Annotated in this window: 13 protein-coding genes; 9 read left to right on the forward strand and 4 right to left on the reverse strand. The window is 73.3% G+C overall.

The window, feature by feature from the left end:
* The first annotated feature begins 40 nt into the window (after positions 1 to 40).
* The 8 genes from PH189_RS15485 to PH189_RS15520 all read left to right on the forward strand — a co-directional run bounded on the left by PH189_RS15485 (position 41) and on the right by PH189_RS15520 (position 8907).
* Positions 41 to 1309 carry an FAD-dependent monooxygenase gene (locus tag PH189_RS15485; RefSeq protein WP_274189699.1) on the forward strand — a complete coding sequence of 423 codons (1269 nt, stop codon included), beginning with the start codon at positions 41 to 43 and terminating at the stop codon, positions 1307 to 1309.
* 44 nt (positions 1310 to 1353) lie between these two features.
* Positions 1354 to 2751 (forward strand): MFS transporter, encoded by a 1398-nt coding sequence (locus tag PH189_RS15490; protein ID WP_274189700.1) that lies wholly within the window; start codon positions 1354 to 1356, stop codon positions 2749 to 2751.
* Positions 2752 to 2883: 132 nt separating this feature from the next.
* Positions 2884 to 3759 (forward strand): FAD binding domain-containing protein, encoded by an 876-nt coding sequence (locus PH189_RS15495; protein WP_274189701.1) that lies wholly within the window; start codon positions 2884 to 2886, stop codon positions 3757 to 3759.
* Positions 3756 to 6209 (forward strand): xanthine dehydrogenase family protein molybdopterin-binding subunit, encoded by a 2454-nt coding sequence (locus tag PH189_RS15500; protein ID WP_274189702.1) that lies wholly within the window; start codon positions 3756 to 3758, stop codon positions 6207 to 6209. Before PH189_RS15495 ends, PH189_RS15500 begins: the two co-directional genes overlap by 4 nt.
* Positions 6206 to 6691, forward strand: a complete 486-nt coding sequence (locus tag PH189_RS15505; RefSeq protein WP_274189703.1) for a (2Fe-2S)-binding protein — start codon at positions 6206 to 6208, stop codon at positions 6689 to 6691. The genes PH189_RS15500 and PH189_RS15505 overlap by 4 nt, the downstream gene beginning before the upstream one ends.
* A complete protein-coding gene (locus PH189_RS15510) occupies positions 6688 to 7380 on the forward strand; it encodes an SRPBCC family protein (RefSeq protein WP_274189704.1) in 693 nt (230 codons plus the stop codon). The genes PH189_RS15505 and PH189_RS15510 overlap by 4 nt, the downstream gene beginning before the upstream one ends.
* Positions 7367 to 8050 carry an isochorismatase family protein gene (locus PH189_RS15515; protein ID WP_274189705.1) on the forward strand — a complete coding sequence of 228 codons (684 nt, stop codon included), beginning with the start codon at positions 7367 to 7369 and terminating at the stop codon, positions 8048 to 8050. The genes PH189_RS15510 and PH189_RS15515 overlap by 14 nt, the downstream gene beginning before the upstream one ends.
* A complete protein-coding gene (locus tag PH189_RS15520; RefSeq protein WP_274189706.1) occupies positions 8047 to 8907 on the forward strand; it encodes an alpha/beta fold hydrolase in 861 nt (286 codons plus the stop codon). The genes PH189_RS15515 and PH189_RS15520 overlap by 4 nt, the downstream gene beginning before the upstream one ends.
* Positions 8908 to 8969: 62 nt before the next feature.
* Here PH189_RS15520 and PH189_RS15525 read toward each other — a convergent pair whose 3' ends face one another.
* The gene (locus tag PH189_RS15525; RefSeq protein ID WP_274189707.1) at positions 8970 to 9752 is read right to left on the reverse strand and encodes a maleate cis-trans isomerase family protein; all 783 of its coding nucleotides are present in this window, start codon (positions 9750 to 9752) and stop codon (positions 8970 to 8972) included.
* Positions 9749 to 10780: a 2,5-dihydroxypyridine 5,6-dioxygenase NicX family protein gene (locus PH189_RS15530; RefSeq protein WP_274189708.1), complete on the reverse strand. Its 1032-nt coding sequence runs from the start codon at positions 10778 to 10780 to the stop codon at positions 9749 to 9751. Before PH189_RS15530 ends, PH189_RS15525 begins: the two co-directional genes overlap by 4 nt.
* Before the next feature lie 135 nt (positions 10781 to 10915).
* On the opposite strand from PH189_RS15530, the gene PH189_RS15535 reads away from it, so the two are divergent.
* The gene (locus PH189_RS15535; protein ID WP_274189709.1) at positions 10916 to 12016 is read left to right on the forward strand and encodes an NYN domain-containing protein; all 1101 of its coding nucleotides are present in this window, start codon (positions 10916 to 10918) and stop codon (positions 12014 to 12016) included.
* Between the two features lie 74 nt (positions 12017 to 12090).
* Here the strand turns inward: PH189_RS15535 and PH189_RS15540 are convergent, their stop codons facing one another.
* Positions 12091 to 12810 (reverse strand): DsbA family protein, encoded by a 720-nt coding sequence (locus tag PH189_RS15540; protein ID WP_274189710.1) that lies wholly within the window; start codon positions 12808 to 12810, stop codon positions 12091 to 12093.
* Positions 12811 to 12883: 73 nt separating this feature from the next.
* The gene (locus PH189_RS15545; RefSeq protein ID WP_274189711.1) at positions 12884 to 13297 is read right to left on the reverse strand and encodes a superantigen-like protein SSL4; all 414 of its coding nucleotides are present in this window, start codon (positions 13295 to 13297) and stop codon (positions 12884 to 12886) included.
* Between the last annotated feature and the right edge of the window lie 156 nt (positions 13298 to 13453).

Genomic DNA, 13453 nt, shown 5'->3' on the forward strand with positions numbered 1-13453 from the left:
ACTCGAGCGAACGTGAAGTGCGACACCGGGAGGCGGCCAGATGGCGAGCCAGTCGTTCGAGGTCACCATCGTCGGCGGAGGTCTGGGCGGGCTCTGCGCGGCGCTGTCCCTGCGCCAGCGCGGCCTGCGGGTCACGGTCGTGGAGGCCGCGCCGGAGCTGGGCGAGATCGGCGCCGGCATCCAGACCGCGCCCAACGCGAGCCGCATCCTGATCGGGCTGGGGCTGCGCGCCCAGCTCGAGGCGATCCGGACCCAGCCCGAGGACCAGGTCCGCCGGCGCTGGGCGGACGGCAGCATCATCGCCCAGCTGCCCCTGGGCCAGCGGGTCATCGACCAGTACGGCGCCCCGTACTGGCACTACCACCGCGCCGACCTGCACCGCGTGCTGCTCGACGCCTGCGCCGACCCCGAGCTCCCGGGTCCGACGGTCGTCCTCGCCACCGGCGCGAAGGTCGTCGAGCTGGACCGCTCCGACCCGGCGCGGCCGGTCGCGGTCGCCGAGGACGGCCGCCGCTTCGCCGGCGACGTGCTCGTCGGCGCCGACGGCATCCGGTCGGCGGTGCGCGACCTCGCCGGGTTCGACGACTCACTCGTGTTCTCCGGCGAGATGGCCTACCGCGCCCTGATCCCCGGCGACCTGATCGCCGCCGACCCGGCCACCCGCTTCCTCGTCGACCGCTACCACTCCACGATCTGGTACGGGCCCGACAAGCACCTCGTGCACTACATCATCCGCGGCGGGCAGTACCTCAACGTCGTCGCGATCGTGCCGTGCACCGACACCATCGAGCGCGACTGGAGCGGCCCGGCGACCCCCGAGCAGCTCGCGGCCGACTTCGCCGACTGGGACGACCGCGTCCCGGCGATGCTGTCGAAGGCCAAGCCCGAGGACGTCTCGGTGTGGGCGATGTACCGGCGGCGCCGCGACCCGGTGTGGGTCGACGGGCGGGTGGCACTGCTCGGGGACGCCTGCCACGCCATGCTCCCCTACCAGGCCCAGGGCGCGTCCCAGTCGATGGAGGACGCCGCCGTGCTGGCCGAGGAGCTCGGCCGGGTGACCCGCGACGGCATCGACGCCGCGCTCGTGCGCTACGTCGACCGTCGCGCCAAGCACGCCGGGATGGTGCAGGACGCCTCGCTGCAGAACATGGCCTTCTACCACCTGCCCGACGGCCCCGAGCAGCGCGAGCGCGACGAGAAGCTGCGCCGCTTCGACGGCGAGTCGGACCTGTCGTACGACTGGCTGTGGAACGGCAGCCCGTTGCACGACCCCGACACCGAGTCCATCCACTACCAGTTCGCCCGCTGACGCGCGGACCGATCAGCACACCACCCGCGACGGGAGCGACCGCAATGCGCACCGGAGACCAGATCGTCCAGGACCTGCCCTGGCGCTGGGGAGTCCAAGGAAAGATCTTCCTCATCGGCGGCCTCGGCTACATGTTCGACGCCTGGGACGTCGCCCTCAACGGGTTCCTCACCCCGCTCGTCGGCACCGAGTTCGGCCTCACGGCGGGCCAGAAGGGCCTGGTCGCAACGGCGAACCTCATCGGCATGGCCGTCGGCGCCGTCGCCTGGGGCACGGTGGCCGACCGCATCGGGCGCAAGAAGGCCTTCAGCATCACGCTGCTGATCTTCGCGCTGTTCTCGGTGCTCGGGGCACTCTCGCCGAACATCGAGCTGTTCCTGGCGCTGCGCTTCCTCGCCGGCGTCGGGCTCGGTGGCTGTATCCCGGTGGACTACGCGATCGTCAGCGAGTTCTCGCCGCGGAAGAGCCGGGGGCGCGTGCTGTCGGCGATGGACGGCTGGTGGCCGATCGGCGCCACCCTGGCCGGCGTCTCGGCCACGCTGCTGGTGCCGGTCACCGGCAACTGGCGCTGGATGCTCGTGCTGATGATCCTGCCCGCGCTCCTGCTGTTCTGGGTCCGGCGCGGGGTGCCGGAGTCGCCGATCTACCTCTCGCGCATGGGGCGCGAGGCCGAAGCCCGCCGCGTGATCGACGACCTCGTCGCCCGCACCGGCAGCACCCCCGAGCCGTACGTCATCCCGGCCGCCGTCGCCGAGGACAAGCGGGGCGGCGCCTGGGCCGCCGCCGTCGACCAGCTGCGCCGCGTCTGGGCGTTCAACCCGAAGATCACGGGCGTCGCGTGGTCGCTGTTCATCGCCGTCATGCTCGTCTACTACGCCGCCCTGAGCTGGATGCCCTCGATCCTCAAGGCCCAGGGCTTCGGCGAGATCGCCGCGTTCGCCTCGACGACGTTGATGAACGCACTGGGCATCGTCGGTGTCGCGATCTCCGTGCTCGTCGTCGACCGCTACGGACGCAAGCGCGTCATCGCGATCGCCGGCCCCGTGGCCTCCGCGACCCTGGTCCTGTTCTCCCTGCTGCTCGGCACGCCGACGCTCGCCGTCGTCGCGATCGGCGCGTTCGGGATGTTCGCACTGATCGTCATCCCGGTCATGTACGCCTACGTCTCCGAGCTCTACCCGACCGAGCTGCGCGCCTCGGGCTTCGGCTGGGCGTCGTCCTCGAGCCGCGCCATCACGGGCTTCGCCCCGCTGCTCTTCGGCAGCGTGCTCTGGCCGGTGCTCGGCCTGCCGCTGACGTTCACGCTGCTCGGCGTGCTCGTCGTGGCCGCGGTGGTCTTCATGTGGGTCGCGGCGCCCGAGACCGCGGGCCGCGAGCTGGACCGGATCACGACCGACGTGCCGGACGAGCCCGCCGCCGACCAGGAGCCCACCCGCGCCTGAGCGCACCCCGTTCCGCGCGAAGGGCACCATCGGCCGACAAGAGCGGCCGATGGTGCCCTTCGCCAGAACGTCACCCCGCACCCGACCAGCCCGTACCCGGACCAGCCCGCACCCGCACAGGAGGCCCGCGACGTGAAGCCCGCCGCGTTCACCTACCACCGCGCGCACGACGTCACCGACGCCGTCGGGCTGCTCTCCGACCTCGCCGCGGCGGGCGAGGACCCGAAGCTGATCGCCGGCGGACAGAGCCTCATGCCGATGATGAACTTCCGGCTCGCGCGCCCGTCGGCGCTGGTCGACCTCGGCCCGCTGCGCCGGCTGCCGTCGATGACCGCGCTCGACGCGGACGCTGGGACCCTGACCGTCGGCGCGCTCGTCACCCACCACGCCGTGGAGACCGCGACGCTCCCGGACGGCTTCGCGGTGCTCGCACGGGCCATGCGCTGGGTCGGGCACCTGCCGATCCGCAGCCGCGGCACGGTCGCCGGCAGCCTCGTGCACGGCGACGCCACCGCCGAGTGGTGCCTGCTCGCCCTGCTGCTCGACGCGGTGGTCGTCACCGAGGGCCCGTCGGGCCGGCGCGAGATCCCCGCGGACGAGCTCTTCCACGGCTTCTACGCGACGGCGGTCGAGCCCGACGAGGTCGTCGTCGAGGTGCGGTTCACCCGGCCCGCCCCGCACGCCGCGCTCAGCGAGTTCGCGCGTCGGCACGGGGACTTCGCGATCGTCGACGCGGCGGTCGCGCTGGACGTCTCCGGCGACCGGGTCGCCGGCGGGCGCGTCGTCCTCGGCGGCGTGGCGCCCGCCCCGGTGCGGGTGCCGGAGGCCGAGGCGGTCCTCGCGGCCGGCGGCGCGCCGGGCCCGGAGCTGTTCGCCGCGGTCGCCGACGCCGCGGCCGCCGCGATCGACCCGCCCGACGACCCGCAGGTCACCTCCGCCTACCGCCGCCGGCTCACCCGCACGCTCGTTGCCGACGCCTGCGCCCAGGCCGCGGGAGGCCCCCGATGACCACCACCGACCTGCCAGGCATCCCGCCCGAGGTCGACCCCGACCAGCCCGAGCCCGATGAGCCCCGTGAGCACGGCGGACGCCCCGCCGGCGAGCCCCGCTTCGACGGCCGCCGGGGCCGCTGGGTCGGCGCCTCGATCCCCCGGCACGAGGACCCGCGCCTGCTGACCGGGTGCGGCCGCTTCATCGACGACATCGCCCTGTCCGGGATGCTGCACGCGGGCTTCGTGCGTGCCACGGTCGCGCACGCCGCGATCACGGAGCTGGACCTCGCCGCGACCCGCGAGGTCCACGGCGTCGTCGCGGCCTACGACGCCGCGGACCTGGCGCTCGGCGACATCGTCGCCGTCCTCGACCGCCCCGCCGAGGAGTTCACGCCCACCGCGATGCCGATCCTCGCCCGCGGCAAGGTGCGCTTCGTCGGCGAGCCGCTGGCGCTCGTCGTCGCCCGCGACCCCTACGCCGTGGAGGACGGCATCGAGGCCGCCCGCGTGTCCTACGACGCGCTCGACGCCGTCGTCTCGGAGGAGACCGCGCTCGCCCCCGGTGCGCCCGCCGTGCACGACGAGGCCCCCGACAACGTGCTGCTCGACGTCTCGATGTTCGACACCCCGGGGGTGGACGAGGCGTTCGCGGACGCCGCCCTGACCGTCGACGTCACCACCCGCAGCGGCCGCCAGAACGCGCTGCCGCTGGAGACGCGGGGTGTCGTCGCGTCGTGGGACGCGCGGGACGACCAGCTGCTCGTGCAGACCTGCTCGCAGGTGCCCCACCAGGTCCGCACGATGCTCGCGCGCTCGCTGGGGATCGCGGAACGGACGGTGCGGGTGACCGTGCCGGACATGGGCGGCGGGTTCGGGCAGAAGTGCGTCGTCGGGCGCGAGGAGATCGCCGTCGCGGCCGCCGCGCAGCGTCTCGACCGTCCGGTGAAGTGGATCGAGGACCGGCGCGAGGCGCTCACCGCCGGGTTCCTGGCGCGCGAGCAGCGCTACCGCACCCGCGCGGCGTTCGACGCCGACGGGCGGATCACCGCGCTCGACGTCGACGTCGTCTGCGACATGGGCGCGTACTCCTGCTACCCCTTCACCGCGGGCATCGAGCCGCTGATGGCCTCGGCGGAGATGCCGAGCGTGTACCGGGTGCCCGCCTACCGGGTCCGGGGCCGCGCGATCACCAGCAACAAGGCCCCCACCGCGCCCTACCGCGGGGTGAGCCGCCCGCAGTACGTCATGGCGATCGAGCGCGTGATGGAGCGCGCGGCGCGCGAGCTGGGCCTGGACCCGGTCGAGGTCCGCCGTCGCAACGTCATCACCGAGTTCCCGTACACGGGCGTCAACGGCGTCACCTACGACCCCGGTACCTACCTCGAGTCGCTCGACCTCGCCGAGGCGACGATCCGCGACGAGGGCTGGTACGAGGCGCGGGAGGCCGGCGACCGGCACCTCGGGATCGGCTTCTGCTGCTTCTCCGAGCGCACCGGCTACGGGTCCGAGGCGTTCGCGAAGCGCAAGATGACCGTCGTCCCGGGGTTCGACCTCTCCGAGATCCGCATGGACACCACCGGCTCGGTCGTGGTCACCAGCGGCACGATGAACCACGGGCAGTCGCACGAGACGACGTTCGCGCAGATCGTCGCCGACCGGCTCGGCCTCGACGTGGCGCGCGTGAAGCTGCGCCAGGGCGACACCGAGCGCATCGCCTACGGCTGGGGCACCTTCGCCTCGCGGTCGGTGACGATCGGCGGCTCCGCCGTGGCGCTGGCCTCCGAGCGGCTCGGCGAGCTGCTGTGCCGGATCGCCGCGCACCTGCTGGAGACCCGCCCGGACAACGTCGCGCTGGACGGGGACGGCGGGGTGGTCCAGCTCGACGACCCGGCGCGCCGGCTGCCGTTCGAGGACATCGCCGACGTCGCCCACCTGCGCTCGCACCTGCTGCCCAAGGACGTCGAGCCCGCGCTCACCGCGACGGCGAGCTTCGACGTCCCCGGCGACGGGACGTTCTCCAACGCCTCCCACGCCGTCGTCGTCGAGGTCGACCCGGGCACCGGGGAGATCCGGATCCTGCGCTACGTCTGCGTGGAGGACTGCGGGGTCGTGATCAACCCGAAGGTCGTCGACGGGCAGTGCCGCGGCGGGATCGCGCAGGGCATCGCCGGTGCGTTGTTCGAGGAGGTCACCTACGACGGCCACGGCGAGCCGTCGGCGGCCTCGTTCATCGACTACCTGGTGCCGACGGCCACGGAGATCCCCGACGTCTCGATACAGCACCTCGAGACCCCGTGCGCGTTCACCGCCAACGGCGCGAAGGGCGCCGGCGAGGGCGGCACGATCGGCGCCCCTGCCGCGGTGCTCAACGCCGTCAACGATGCCCTGCGCCACACCGGCGTCGAGCTCGACACCACACCGATCCACCCCAGCACCGTGCTGGCCGCACTGGAGGGCGAGCTGTGAGGGATCCGCACCTGCTGGCGCTGACGGTCAACGACTCCGAGTACGAGGTCGTCGTCGAGCCCCGCCGCACGCTCGCCGACGTCCTGCGCCACGACCTGCTCCTCACCGGCACCCACGTCGGCTGCGAGCACGGGGTGTGCGGGGCGTGCACCGTGCTGCTCGACGAGGCCCCGGTGCGCGCGTGCCTCGTGTTCGCCGTGCAGGCGGAGGGGTCGTCGGTGCGCACCGTGGAGTCGCTCGCCGACCACGGCGAGCTCTCCGACCTTCAGCAGGCGTTCTCGGACCACCACGGCCTGCAGTGCGGCTTCTGCACGCCCGGCTTCCTCATGCTGGCCGAGGGGGTGCTGGCCGAGCAGCCGGACGCCTCCCGCGAGGAGATCCGCGAGGGGCTCTCGGCGAACCTGTGCCGCTGCACCGGCTACCAGACCATCGTCGATGCGGTGCACGCGACGGCGTGCGCGCGCCGGGAGAGTGCTTCGTGATCCTCGAGAACAAGCTCGACGTGCCCGCCGACCCGGACGCGGTGTTCGCGCTGCTGGGCGACGTCGAGCGCGTCGCCGGGTGCCTGCCGGGCGCGACCCTGGAGGGCCGCGACGGCGAGGCGTACACGGGCCGCGTGAAGGTCAAGGTCGGCCCGATCAGCGCCGCCTACGCCGGGACCCTGCGCTTCACCGACGTCTCCCCCGACCAGCGGACCCTGCGCCTGTCGGCCCGCGCGTCCGACGCCCACGGCGCGGGCGACGCGGAGGCCGACGTGGTGCTGTCGGTGCTCGAGGCCCCCGGCGGCTCGACCCTCGACCTGCACACCGACCTCCTGGTGCGCGGCAAGATCGCCCAGTTCGGCAAGGGCGCGATCACCACCGTCTCCAGCCGCCTGCTCGACCAGTTCGCGCGCAACCTCGCCGGCGAGCTGCACCAGGGATCGGGCACCTCCGGCGCCGGCGTGGGGGCCACGCTGACGTCGGACGTCAGGAAATCCCCCAGCTCGACGCCGTCGACCCCCGCGGACGAGGCCCTCGACGGCCTCGCGATGCTCCTGCCTCCGGGCACCGGGCGCTGGGCCGCGCTGGCGGGCGCGCTCGGCGTGGGCCTGGTCCAGGGCTACCTGCTCGGCCGCCTGCGCGGACAGAAGATGCTGATCGAGGAGCTGCGACGCCATGCCCGACGCTGAGACCGACACGACCGGCCTGCACGGCTCGGCCACCGACGACGTCTACGACCGCGCCGGCTTCGGGGCCACGGTCCCCCGCGGACCCCGGCCCGCGCTCGTGGTCGTCGACCTCACCCGCGGCTTCACCGAGCCCGGCTTCCCGCTCGGCGCCGACCTGACCGCCGAGGTCGCCGCGGCCGCGCAGCTCATCGAGGTCGCCCACCGGCGCGACGTCCCGGTGATCGCCACCGCCGTCTCGTTCACCGCCGCCGAGGCCGACGGCGACGCCGTCGCCTGGCTCCGCAAGGCCCCCGGCGTGCGCGCGCTCCGGGAGGGCAGCGACGCCGTCGCCCTCGACGACCGTCTCGGCCTCGCCCCCGACGACCACCGCATCCTCAAGAAGGGCGCCTCGGCGTTCCACGGCTCGTCCCTCGCCGCGCTGCTCGCCGGCCTGCGCATCGACACCGCCGTGGTCTGCGGCGCCACCACCTCCGGCTGCGTGCGCGCGACGGCCGTCGACGCCGTGCAGAGCGGTTTCGACACGCTCGTAGTCGCCGACGCGTGCGGCGACCGCGCACGCGGCCCGCACGACGCCGCCCTGTTCGACCTCCAGGCCAAGTACGCCGACGTCGTCACCCTCGACGACGCCGTGTCCTACCTCGACGACCCCTTCCGGAAGGCCGATTCGTGACCGGTACGTCCCTCGAGTCCCCCGACGCCCGCGTCCTCACCCAGCCGGCCCTGGCCGATCTCGCCGACGTTCCGGCGGTGAGCCGCTGGGTGCGCTCGGGGGACGTCCGCCTGCACCTCCTCGACTACGGCCCGGCCGACGGCGTCCCCCTGGTGATCGTCCCCGGCATCACGAGCCCCGCGATCGCCATGGACTTCGTCGCCCGCGAGCTCACCGACCTCGTGCGGCCGGTGGTTCTCGACGTCCGCGGTCGCGGCCTCTCCGACAGCGGGGACGCCTGGGACCTCGACACCTACGCCGGCGACGTCGCCACGGTCGTCGACGGCCTCGAGCTGGGCCGCCCGCTCGTGCTCGGGCACTCCATGGGCGCGCGGATCACCGCCGTCGCCGCCACCCGCCTCGACCTGCGCGCCACGGTGCTCGTCGACCCGCCGATGAGCGGCCCGGGGCGGGGGCCCTACCCCACCACGCTCGAGGCCTTCCTCGGCCAGCTCGACCAGGCACGCCGCGGCACGGACGCCGACGAGGTCGCCGCGTCCTGGCCCCGCTGGCCCCGCCGCGAGCAGGAGCTGCGCGCGCGCTGGATGGGCTCGATCTCGCGCGACGCGATCGTCGCCACGCACGCCGGCTTCGAGTCCGACGACTTCTTCGCCGTCTGGCCCGCGGTGCCCGCGCCGACCGTGCTGATCCACGGCGGCGACAGCCCGGTCGTCACGGCCGCCGGCGCCGAGGAGGCCGCGAAGGCGAACCCCGAGGCGTCGGTCGTCGAGGTCCCCGGCACCGGCCACATGGTCTTCTGGGACGAACCCGCCGCCGCCCGCACCACCGTCCGCGGCGCGCTGCACTCGCTGCTCTGACGCGACGGGCACGTCCCGCAGGCCCCGACGCCGGTCGGTCCTGCGGGACGTGCCCCTCGCGGTCAGGCGACGCGCGTGACCGCCCCCGGGTCGTGCACGCTCCCGGAGAGCAGCGCCCCCGCACCGGGGACGTGGGTGGAGAGGCCGAGCTCGGAGAGGATCCGGAACGTCGTCGCGGTGGCCGCCGAGAGCACGGGGATGCCCACCTCGTCCTGCACGGCCTGGACCACGGGCAGCGAGGGCATCTGCACGCAGCACGAGAGCACGAGCGCGTCGGCCCCCGTCAGGTCGAGCTTCTTGTAGTGCTCCCGCAGGTCCGCCGGGTCGAGGCGGGCGACGGCGAGGTTGTCGGGCACCTCGAGCGACAGGGAATCGACGACCTCGATGCCGGCGTCCTCCAGGTAGGCCACCACGGCGGCGGTCAGCGGCTTCATGTACGGCGTCACGATCGCCACCCGCCGCGCGTCCAGCGCCGCGAGCCCCGAGAGCAGGGCGCCCGCCGACGAGATCACCGGGGCGTCGGCGCCCCCCGCGCGCAGGGCACCGGTGATGTCGTCCTCGGCGCTGCAGTGGAACCCCGGCCCCTGAGCCATGATCGCCACCAGGCAGGCGGTGGCCACGACGTCGGGGCGGGCGTCCGCGAGCTCGGTGGCCGCGCGGACCGCCTGGGCGTTCATCGCCTGGAGCTGCTCCGGGGTCACGTGCTGCATGCGCGCCCGTGCGGCGTGGAAGACGAAACGGTCCTCCGGGATCGCCTGCTCCCGCGCCGCCAGCATCCGCGGCAGCTCGGTCTCCATCGTGAGGTTGGAGCTCGGGACGATCATGCCGATGTGGTGGTCGGTCATCGGGCCCCCGTGGGACGCATCTCCGGAATCGTCAACCCACCCTTGTCCACGATCAGCTCGTCGTCCAGGTAGAGCGAGTTGCCGCGCATGGGGATGTCGAAGTGGCACGGGGTGTCGTTCGGGCCGCCGAGCTCGTTGTTCGGGCCGATCGAGAACATGACGTTGCCGTAGAAACTGCGCAGCTCCATGCCCATGCCGCCGCCGAACTGCGTGAGCCCGTGCCAGTGGGCGCGCTCGTCGAGACCCCAGCCGACGTGGGACATGCCGTAGCCCCGCGGGTCGTCGAAGCTCTGGATGTAGGAGCTCAACAGGTCCGCGTCCAGGCCGCCCCGGATGTCCCGGATGAAGCCCTGCTCGATCGTCAGCGTCACCGGGGTCTGCACGTAGGTGTTGAACGGCAGCAGCACGTCGCCGGGCGAGAGCACGATCTGGCCGTCGACGCCGTCGTCGGCGCCGCCGGTGAACACGAACGCCGCCGGCCAGTGGTCCCAGCGCCCGGGGGTGTCGGTGTAGCCGTACTCGCTCATCGTGGGGTAGACGCCGAGCCGGTAGGTGACGTCGGTGCCGGCGGGGCTCGTGATCCGCATCGACGAGGCCTTGGCCAGCAGATCCGCGCCGTACTCGACGCGCTCGCGCAGCTCGGTGGTCGGCATCAGCCGGGCGAGCAGCTCGGGCGGCTCGACGGCGGTCAGGATGCGGGTGCCCGCGTCCTGGATCGCGAACTGCTCGGGGCTGAAGAGCAGGAAGGTGCAGTCGACGAGCATGTCGACCGACTTCAGCGCCTCGACGGCCAGCGGGATGTCCCCGAGACCGGAGTCGCCGACGGCCCACGCGCCGGACGCGCTCGCGGGCGGGGGCAGGCGCAGGTGGAAGGTCGCCGCCCCGAGCTGCTGCGCCGCCCACAGGAACGCATCGGCGTACTCCCCGCGCTCGGCGCCCCGGGTCAGCACCGCCACGGTCTCGCCCTCGTGGACCCCGGAGAGCCGCAGCTGCGCCAGGCAGATGTCGTTGAACAGGTTCTGGTCCATCGGTCGACCACCTCCGTCCACAATCCGAGCACGTACTATCCGAGCACGCAAGGACTGCAACGAGATCGTCATCGAGGTGGGGCCGCACGGCGGAGCCCACGCGTCCGTCCCGGGACCGCCGCCTAGGCTGCCCCGATGCCCCCGGAGGACGAACGCATCGCCCTGTTCCTCGACTACGAGAACCTGGCCATCGGCGCCCGCGACGGGCTCGGGGTGAGCCCGTTCGACTTCGGGCCGGTCGCCGACGCGCTGGCCGAGCGCGGCCGGGTGGTGACGCGGCGGGCGTACGCGGACTGGTCATCGTTCGACGAGGACCGCCGGCTGCTGGCCCGCGCGCAGGTCGAGCTCATCGAGATCCCGCAGCGCATCGGCGGCTCCCGCAAGAACGCCGCCGACATCAAGATGGCCGTCGACGCGATCGAGCTCGCCTTCGAGCGCGAGTTCGTGACGACGTTCGCCATCGGCACCGGAGACTCCGACTTCACCCCGCTGATGCACAAGCTGCGCGAGATGGACAAACGCGTCATCGGCATCGGCGTGCAGTCGTCGACCTCGAAGCTGCTCCCCGCCGCGTGCGACGAGTTCCTGTTCTACGACCGCCTGCCCGGTGTCGAGGGGCGTCCGGTCCCCCTGAAGACCTCGCGGCGACGGCCGGCCGCGGCGGCGGCCGCCCTCGCCGCCGAGCCGGTACCCGTCGAGCCGGAGCCGGTCGCGGCCCCCGTGCCCGAGGAGACCACGGCCGGCGGGTCCGACACCGACGTCACCGCGGTGGTGACCAGCACGCTCGCCGGCCTCGCGCGGGCCACCGACGGACCCGTCCGCGCATCGACGCTCAAGCGCGCGATCCTCCGCAAGGACCCCACGTTCGACGAGGGCGACCAGGGGTTCCGCGGCTTCGGGGAGCTCCTGCGCTACCTCGAGGGCCGCGGCGTGCTGGCGCTCGCTCCGGGCACCGCCGCCGGCGACCCCGAGGTGTCGTTCCCCGAGGACACCTCGGCCGAGGACGAGGCGTTCGCGCTGTTCGCCACCACCGTGCGCGACCTGGAGGCCGCCGCCGGCGCGCCGCCCCAGCTCTCCGGTCTCAAGGACCAGATGCGCAAGCGCGATCCCGACTTCTCCGAGAAGCGCTACGGGTTCAACGGCTTCCTGTCCTTCGCCCGCGCCGCGCGCGCTCGCGACCTGGTGACGATGGACTGGGACGAGGGCCGCGGCGACTACCAGCTGTCGGTGTACTGAGCGATGGCCTCCGGCCACGTGAGTGATCTGGGTCGTCCCGGTGACCCGAAGCACTCACGTGGCGGAGGCCATCGTCAGCGGTGCTGGCGGCGGCGCCCGCCGTGCCAGTCCTCGGTGACGCCGACCTGGTCGGTCGAGACGCCGAACGACGGCAGCTGCGGCTGCTCGCGCAGGCTGCGCTTGAGCTCGGCGAAGCCCGGGAAGCGGGCCAGCCCGACGGCGTGGTCCCACAGCTCGCCGGCCTGCTCCTCGGTGGGCATCCGGCTGATCACCGGCCCGAAGAACGCGAGGCCGTCGGGCGGGTCGACCTGGATGATCGGGGTGCCGACGTCACGCCCGGTCAGTGCGAGGGCCTCGTCGGTCTCGGCCTGCACGACCCCGTCCCACACGGTGTCCTCGAGGGTCTCGGTGAGCGCGGCCGGCAGGCCTGCGGTGGCCAGCACGGCCGCGACGAACGCCTCGGAGCCCTGACGCTCGCGCGCATCCGCGGTGTCGGGTACCGGCTCCTGCTCGAAGACGTGCTGGCCGAACGCGTCCTGCAGCCGGTCGAGCGCCTCCGTGCCGTGCTCCTTGCGCACCCGTGCCGCGACCCGGAGCATCCGCAGGCCCGCCGTGTGTCCGGCCTCGTACTCCGGGGGGAACCGGGCGTCGTAGTCGACGCCGGCGTTGAGCAGCCGCAGCGAGATGAAGCGCCACTCGATCGCGAGGTCCCGCTGTGTGGCGGCCAGACGCAGCCACTTGCTGGTCATCCAGCAGAACGGGCAGACCGGGTCGAACCAGAGGCGGACGTCCATGAGGCGAGCCTAGAACGGCCTCGTGCGCGATCTCCTGAGCCAGGGCTCAGAAGATCACGCACGAGGCGAGGGGTCAGCGCTTCGTCCAGGTGCAGTCCCCGGAGAACTCGATCCACTCGTCGCTCGACTTGACACTCATGGAGCCCGGGCCCTCGGCGAACCCGTTCGCGTTGATCGAGCCGAGCTCGCCGTCGTTGGACGACAACCGCGACCAGTAGCAGTAGCCCGACCCGCTCGTCCGGTAGGTGCCGGGCTGGATGTCGGTGCCGACCTCGTAGGTCCCGGCCGAGAAGCTCGTCCCGGCGGAAGGCGTCGTCGCAGTGGAGGCGGGCGGCGAGGCCTGCACGGTCACCGTCGGGCCGGGGACGGTGACGGTCGGACCGGGAACGGTGACGGTCGGGCCCGGCACGGTGACCGTGCGGGTGGTGACGATGGGCGCGGGCTGGGCCACCGGCTGGGCCTGCACCGTCGAGTTCGACGTGCCCATGGCGAGGCCGATGAAGTAGGCGGCGAAGAGCCCGGCGATGACCGCGAGGACGCGGCCTGCCTTTCTCGGCCTCCCCGGCTCCGGGGCCGGCTGGGCGAGCGGCCGGGGACTGGTCGAGACGTGAGGTCACATCGACTCCGTCGGTCAGGGTTGCCC

It is taken from the genome of Actinomycetospora chibensis, from assembly GCF_028737215.1.
Classification (GTDB): Bacteria; Actinomycetota; Actinomycetes; order Mycobacteriales; family Pseudonocardiaceae; genus Actinomycetospora; species Actinomycetospora chibensis.

Coding starts and splice junctions, on each gene's coding strand:
- PH189_RS15545 (WP_274189711.1), bottom strand. CDS start 13,297: ATGGGCACGTCGAACTCGACGGTGCAGGCCCAGCCGGTGGCCCAGCCC.
- PH189_RS15485 (WP_274189699.1), top strand. CDS start 41: ATGGCGAGCCAGTCGTTCGAGGTCACCATCGTCGGCGGAGGTCTGGGC.
- PH189_RS15500 (WP_274189702.1), top strand. CDS start 3,756: ATGACCACCACCGACCTGCCAGGCATCCCGCCCGAGGTCGACCCCGAC.
- PH189_RS15530 (WP_274189708.1), bottom strand. CDS start 10,780: ATGGACCAGAACCTGTTCAACGACATCTGCCTGGCGCAGCTGCGGCTC.
- PH189_RS15535 (WP_274189709.1), top strand. CDS start 10,916: ATGCCCCCGGAGGACGAACGCATCGCCCTGTTCCTCGACTACGAGAAC.
- PH189_RS15525 (WP_274189707.1), bottom strand. CDS start 9,752: ATGACCGACCACCACATCGGCATGATCGTCCCGAGCTCCAACCTCACG.
- PH189_RS15540 (WP_274189710.1), bottom strand. CDS start 12,810: ATGGACGTCCGCCTCTGGTTCGACCCGGTCTGCCCGTTCTGCTGGATG.
- PH189_RS15515 (WP_274189705.1), top strand. CDS start 7,367: ATGCCCGACGCTGAGACCGACACGACCGGCCTGCACGGCTCGGCCACC.
- PH189_RS15490 (WP_274189700.1), top strand. CDS start 1,354: ATGCGCACCGGAGACCAGATCGTCCAGGACCTGCCCTGGCGCTGGGGA.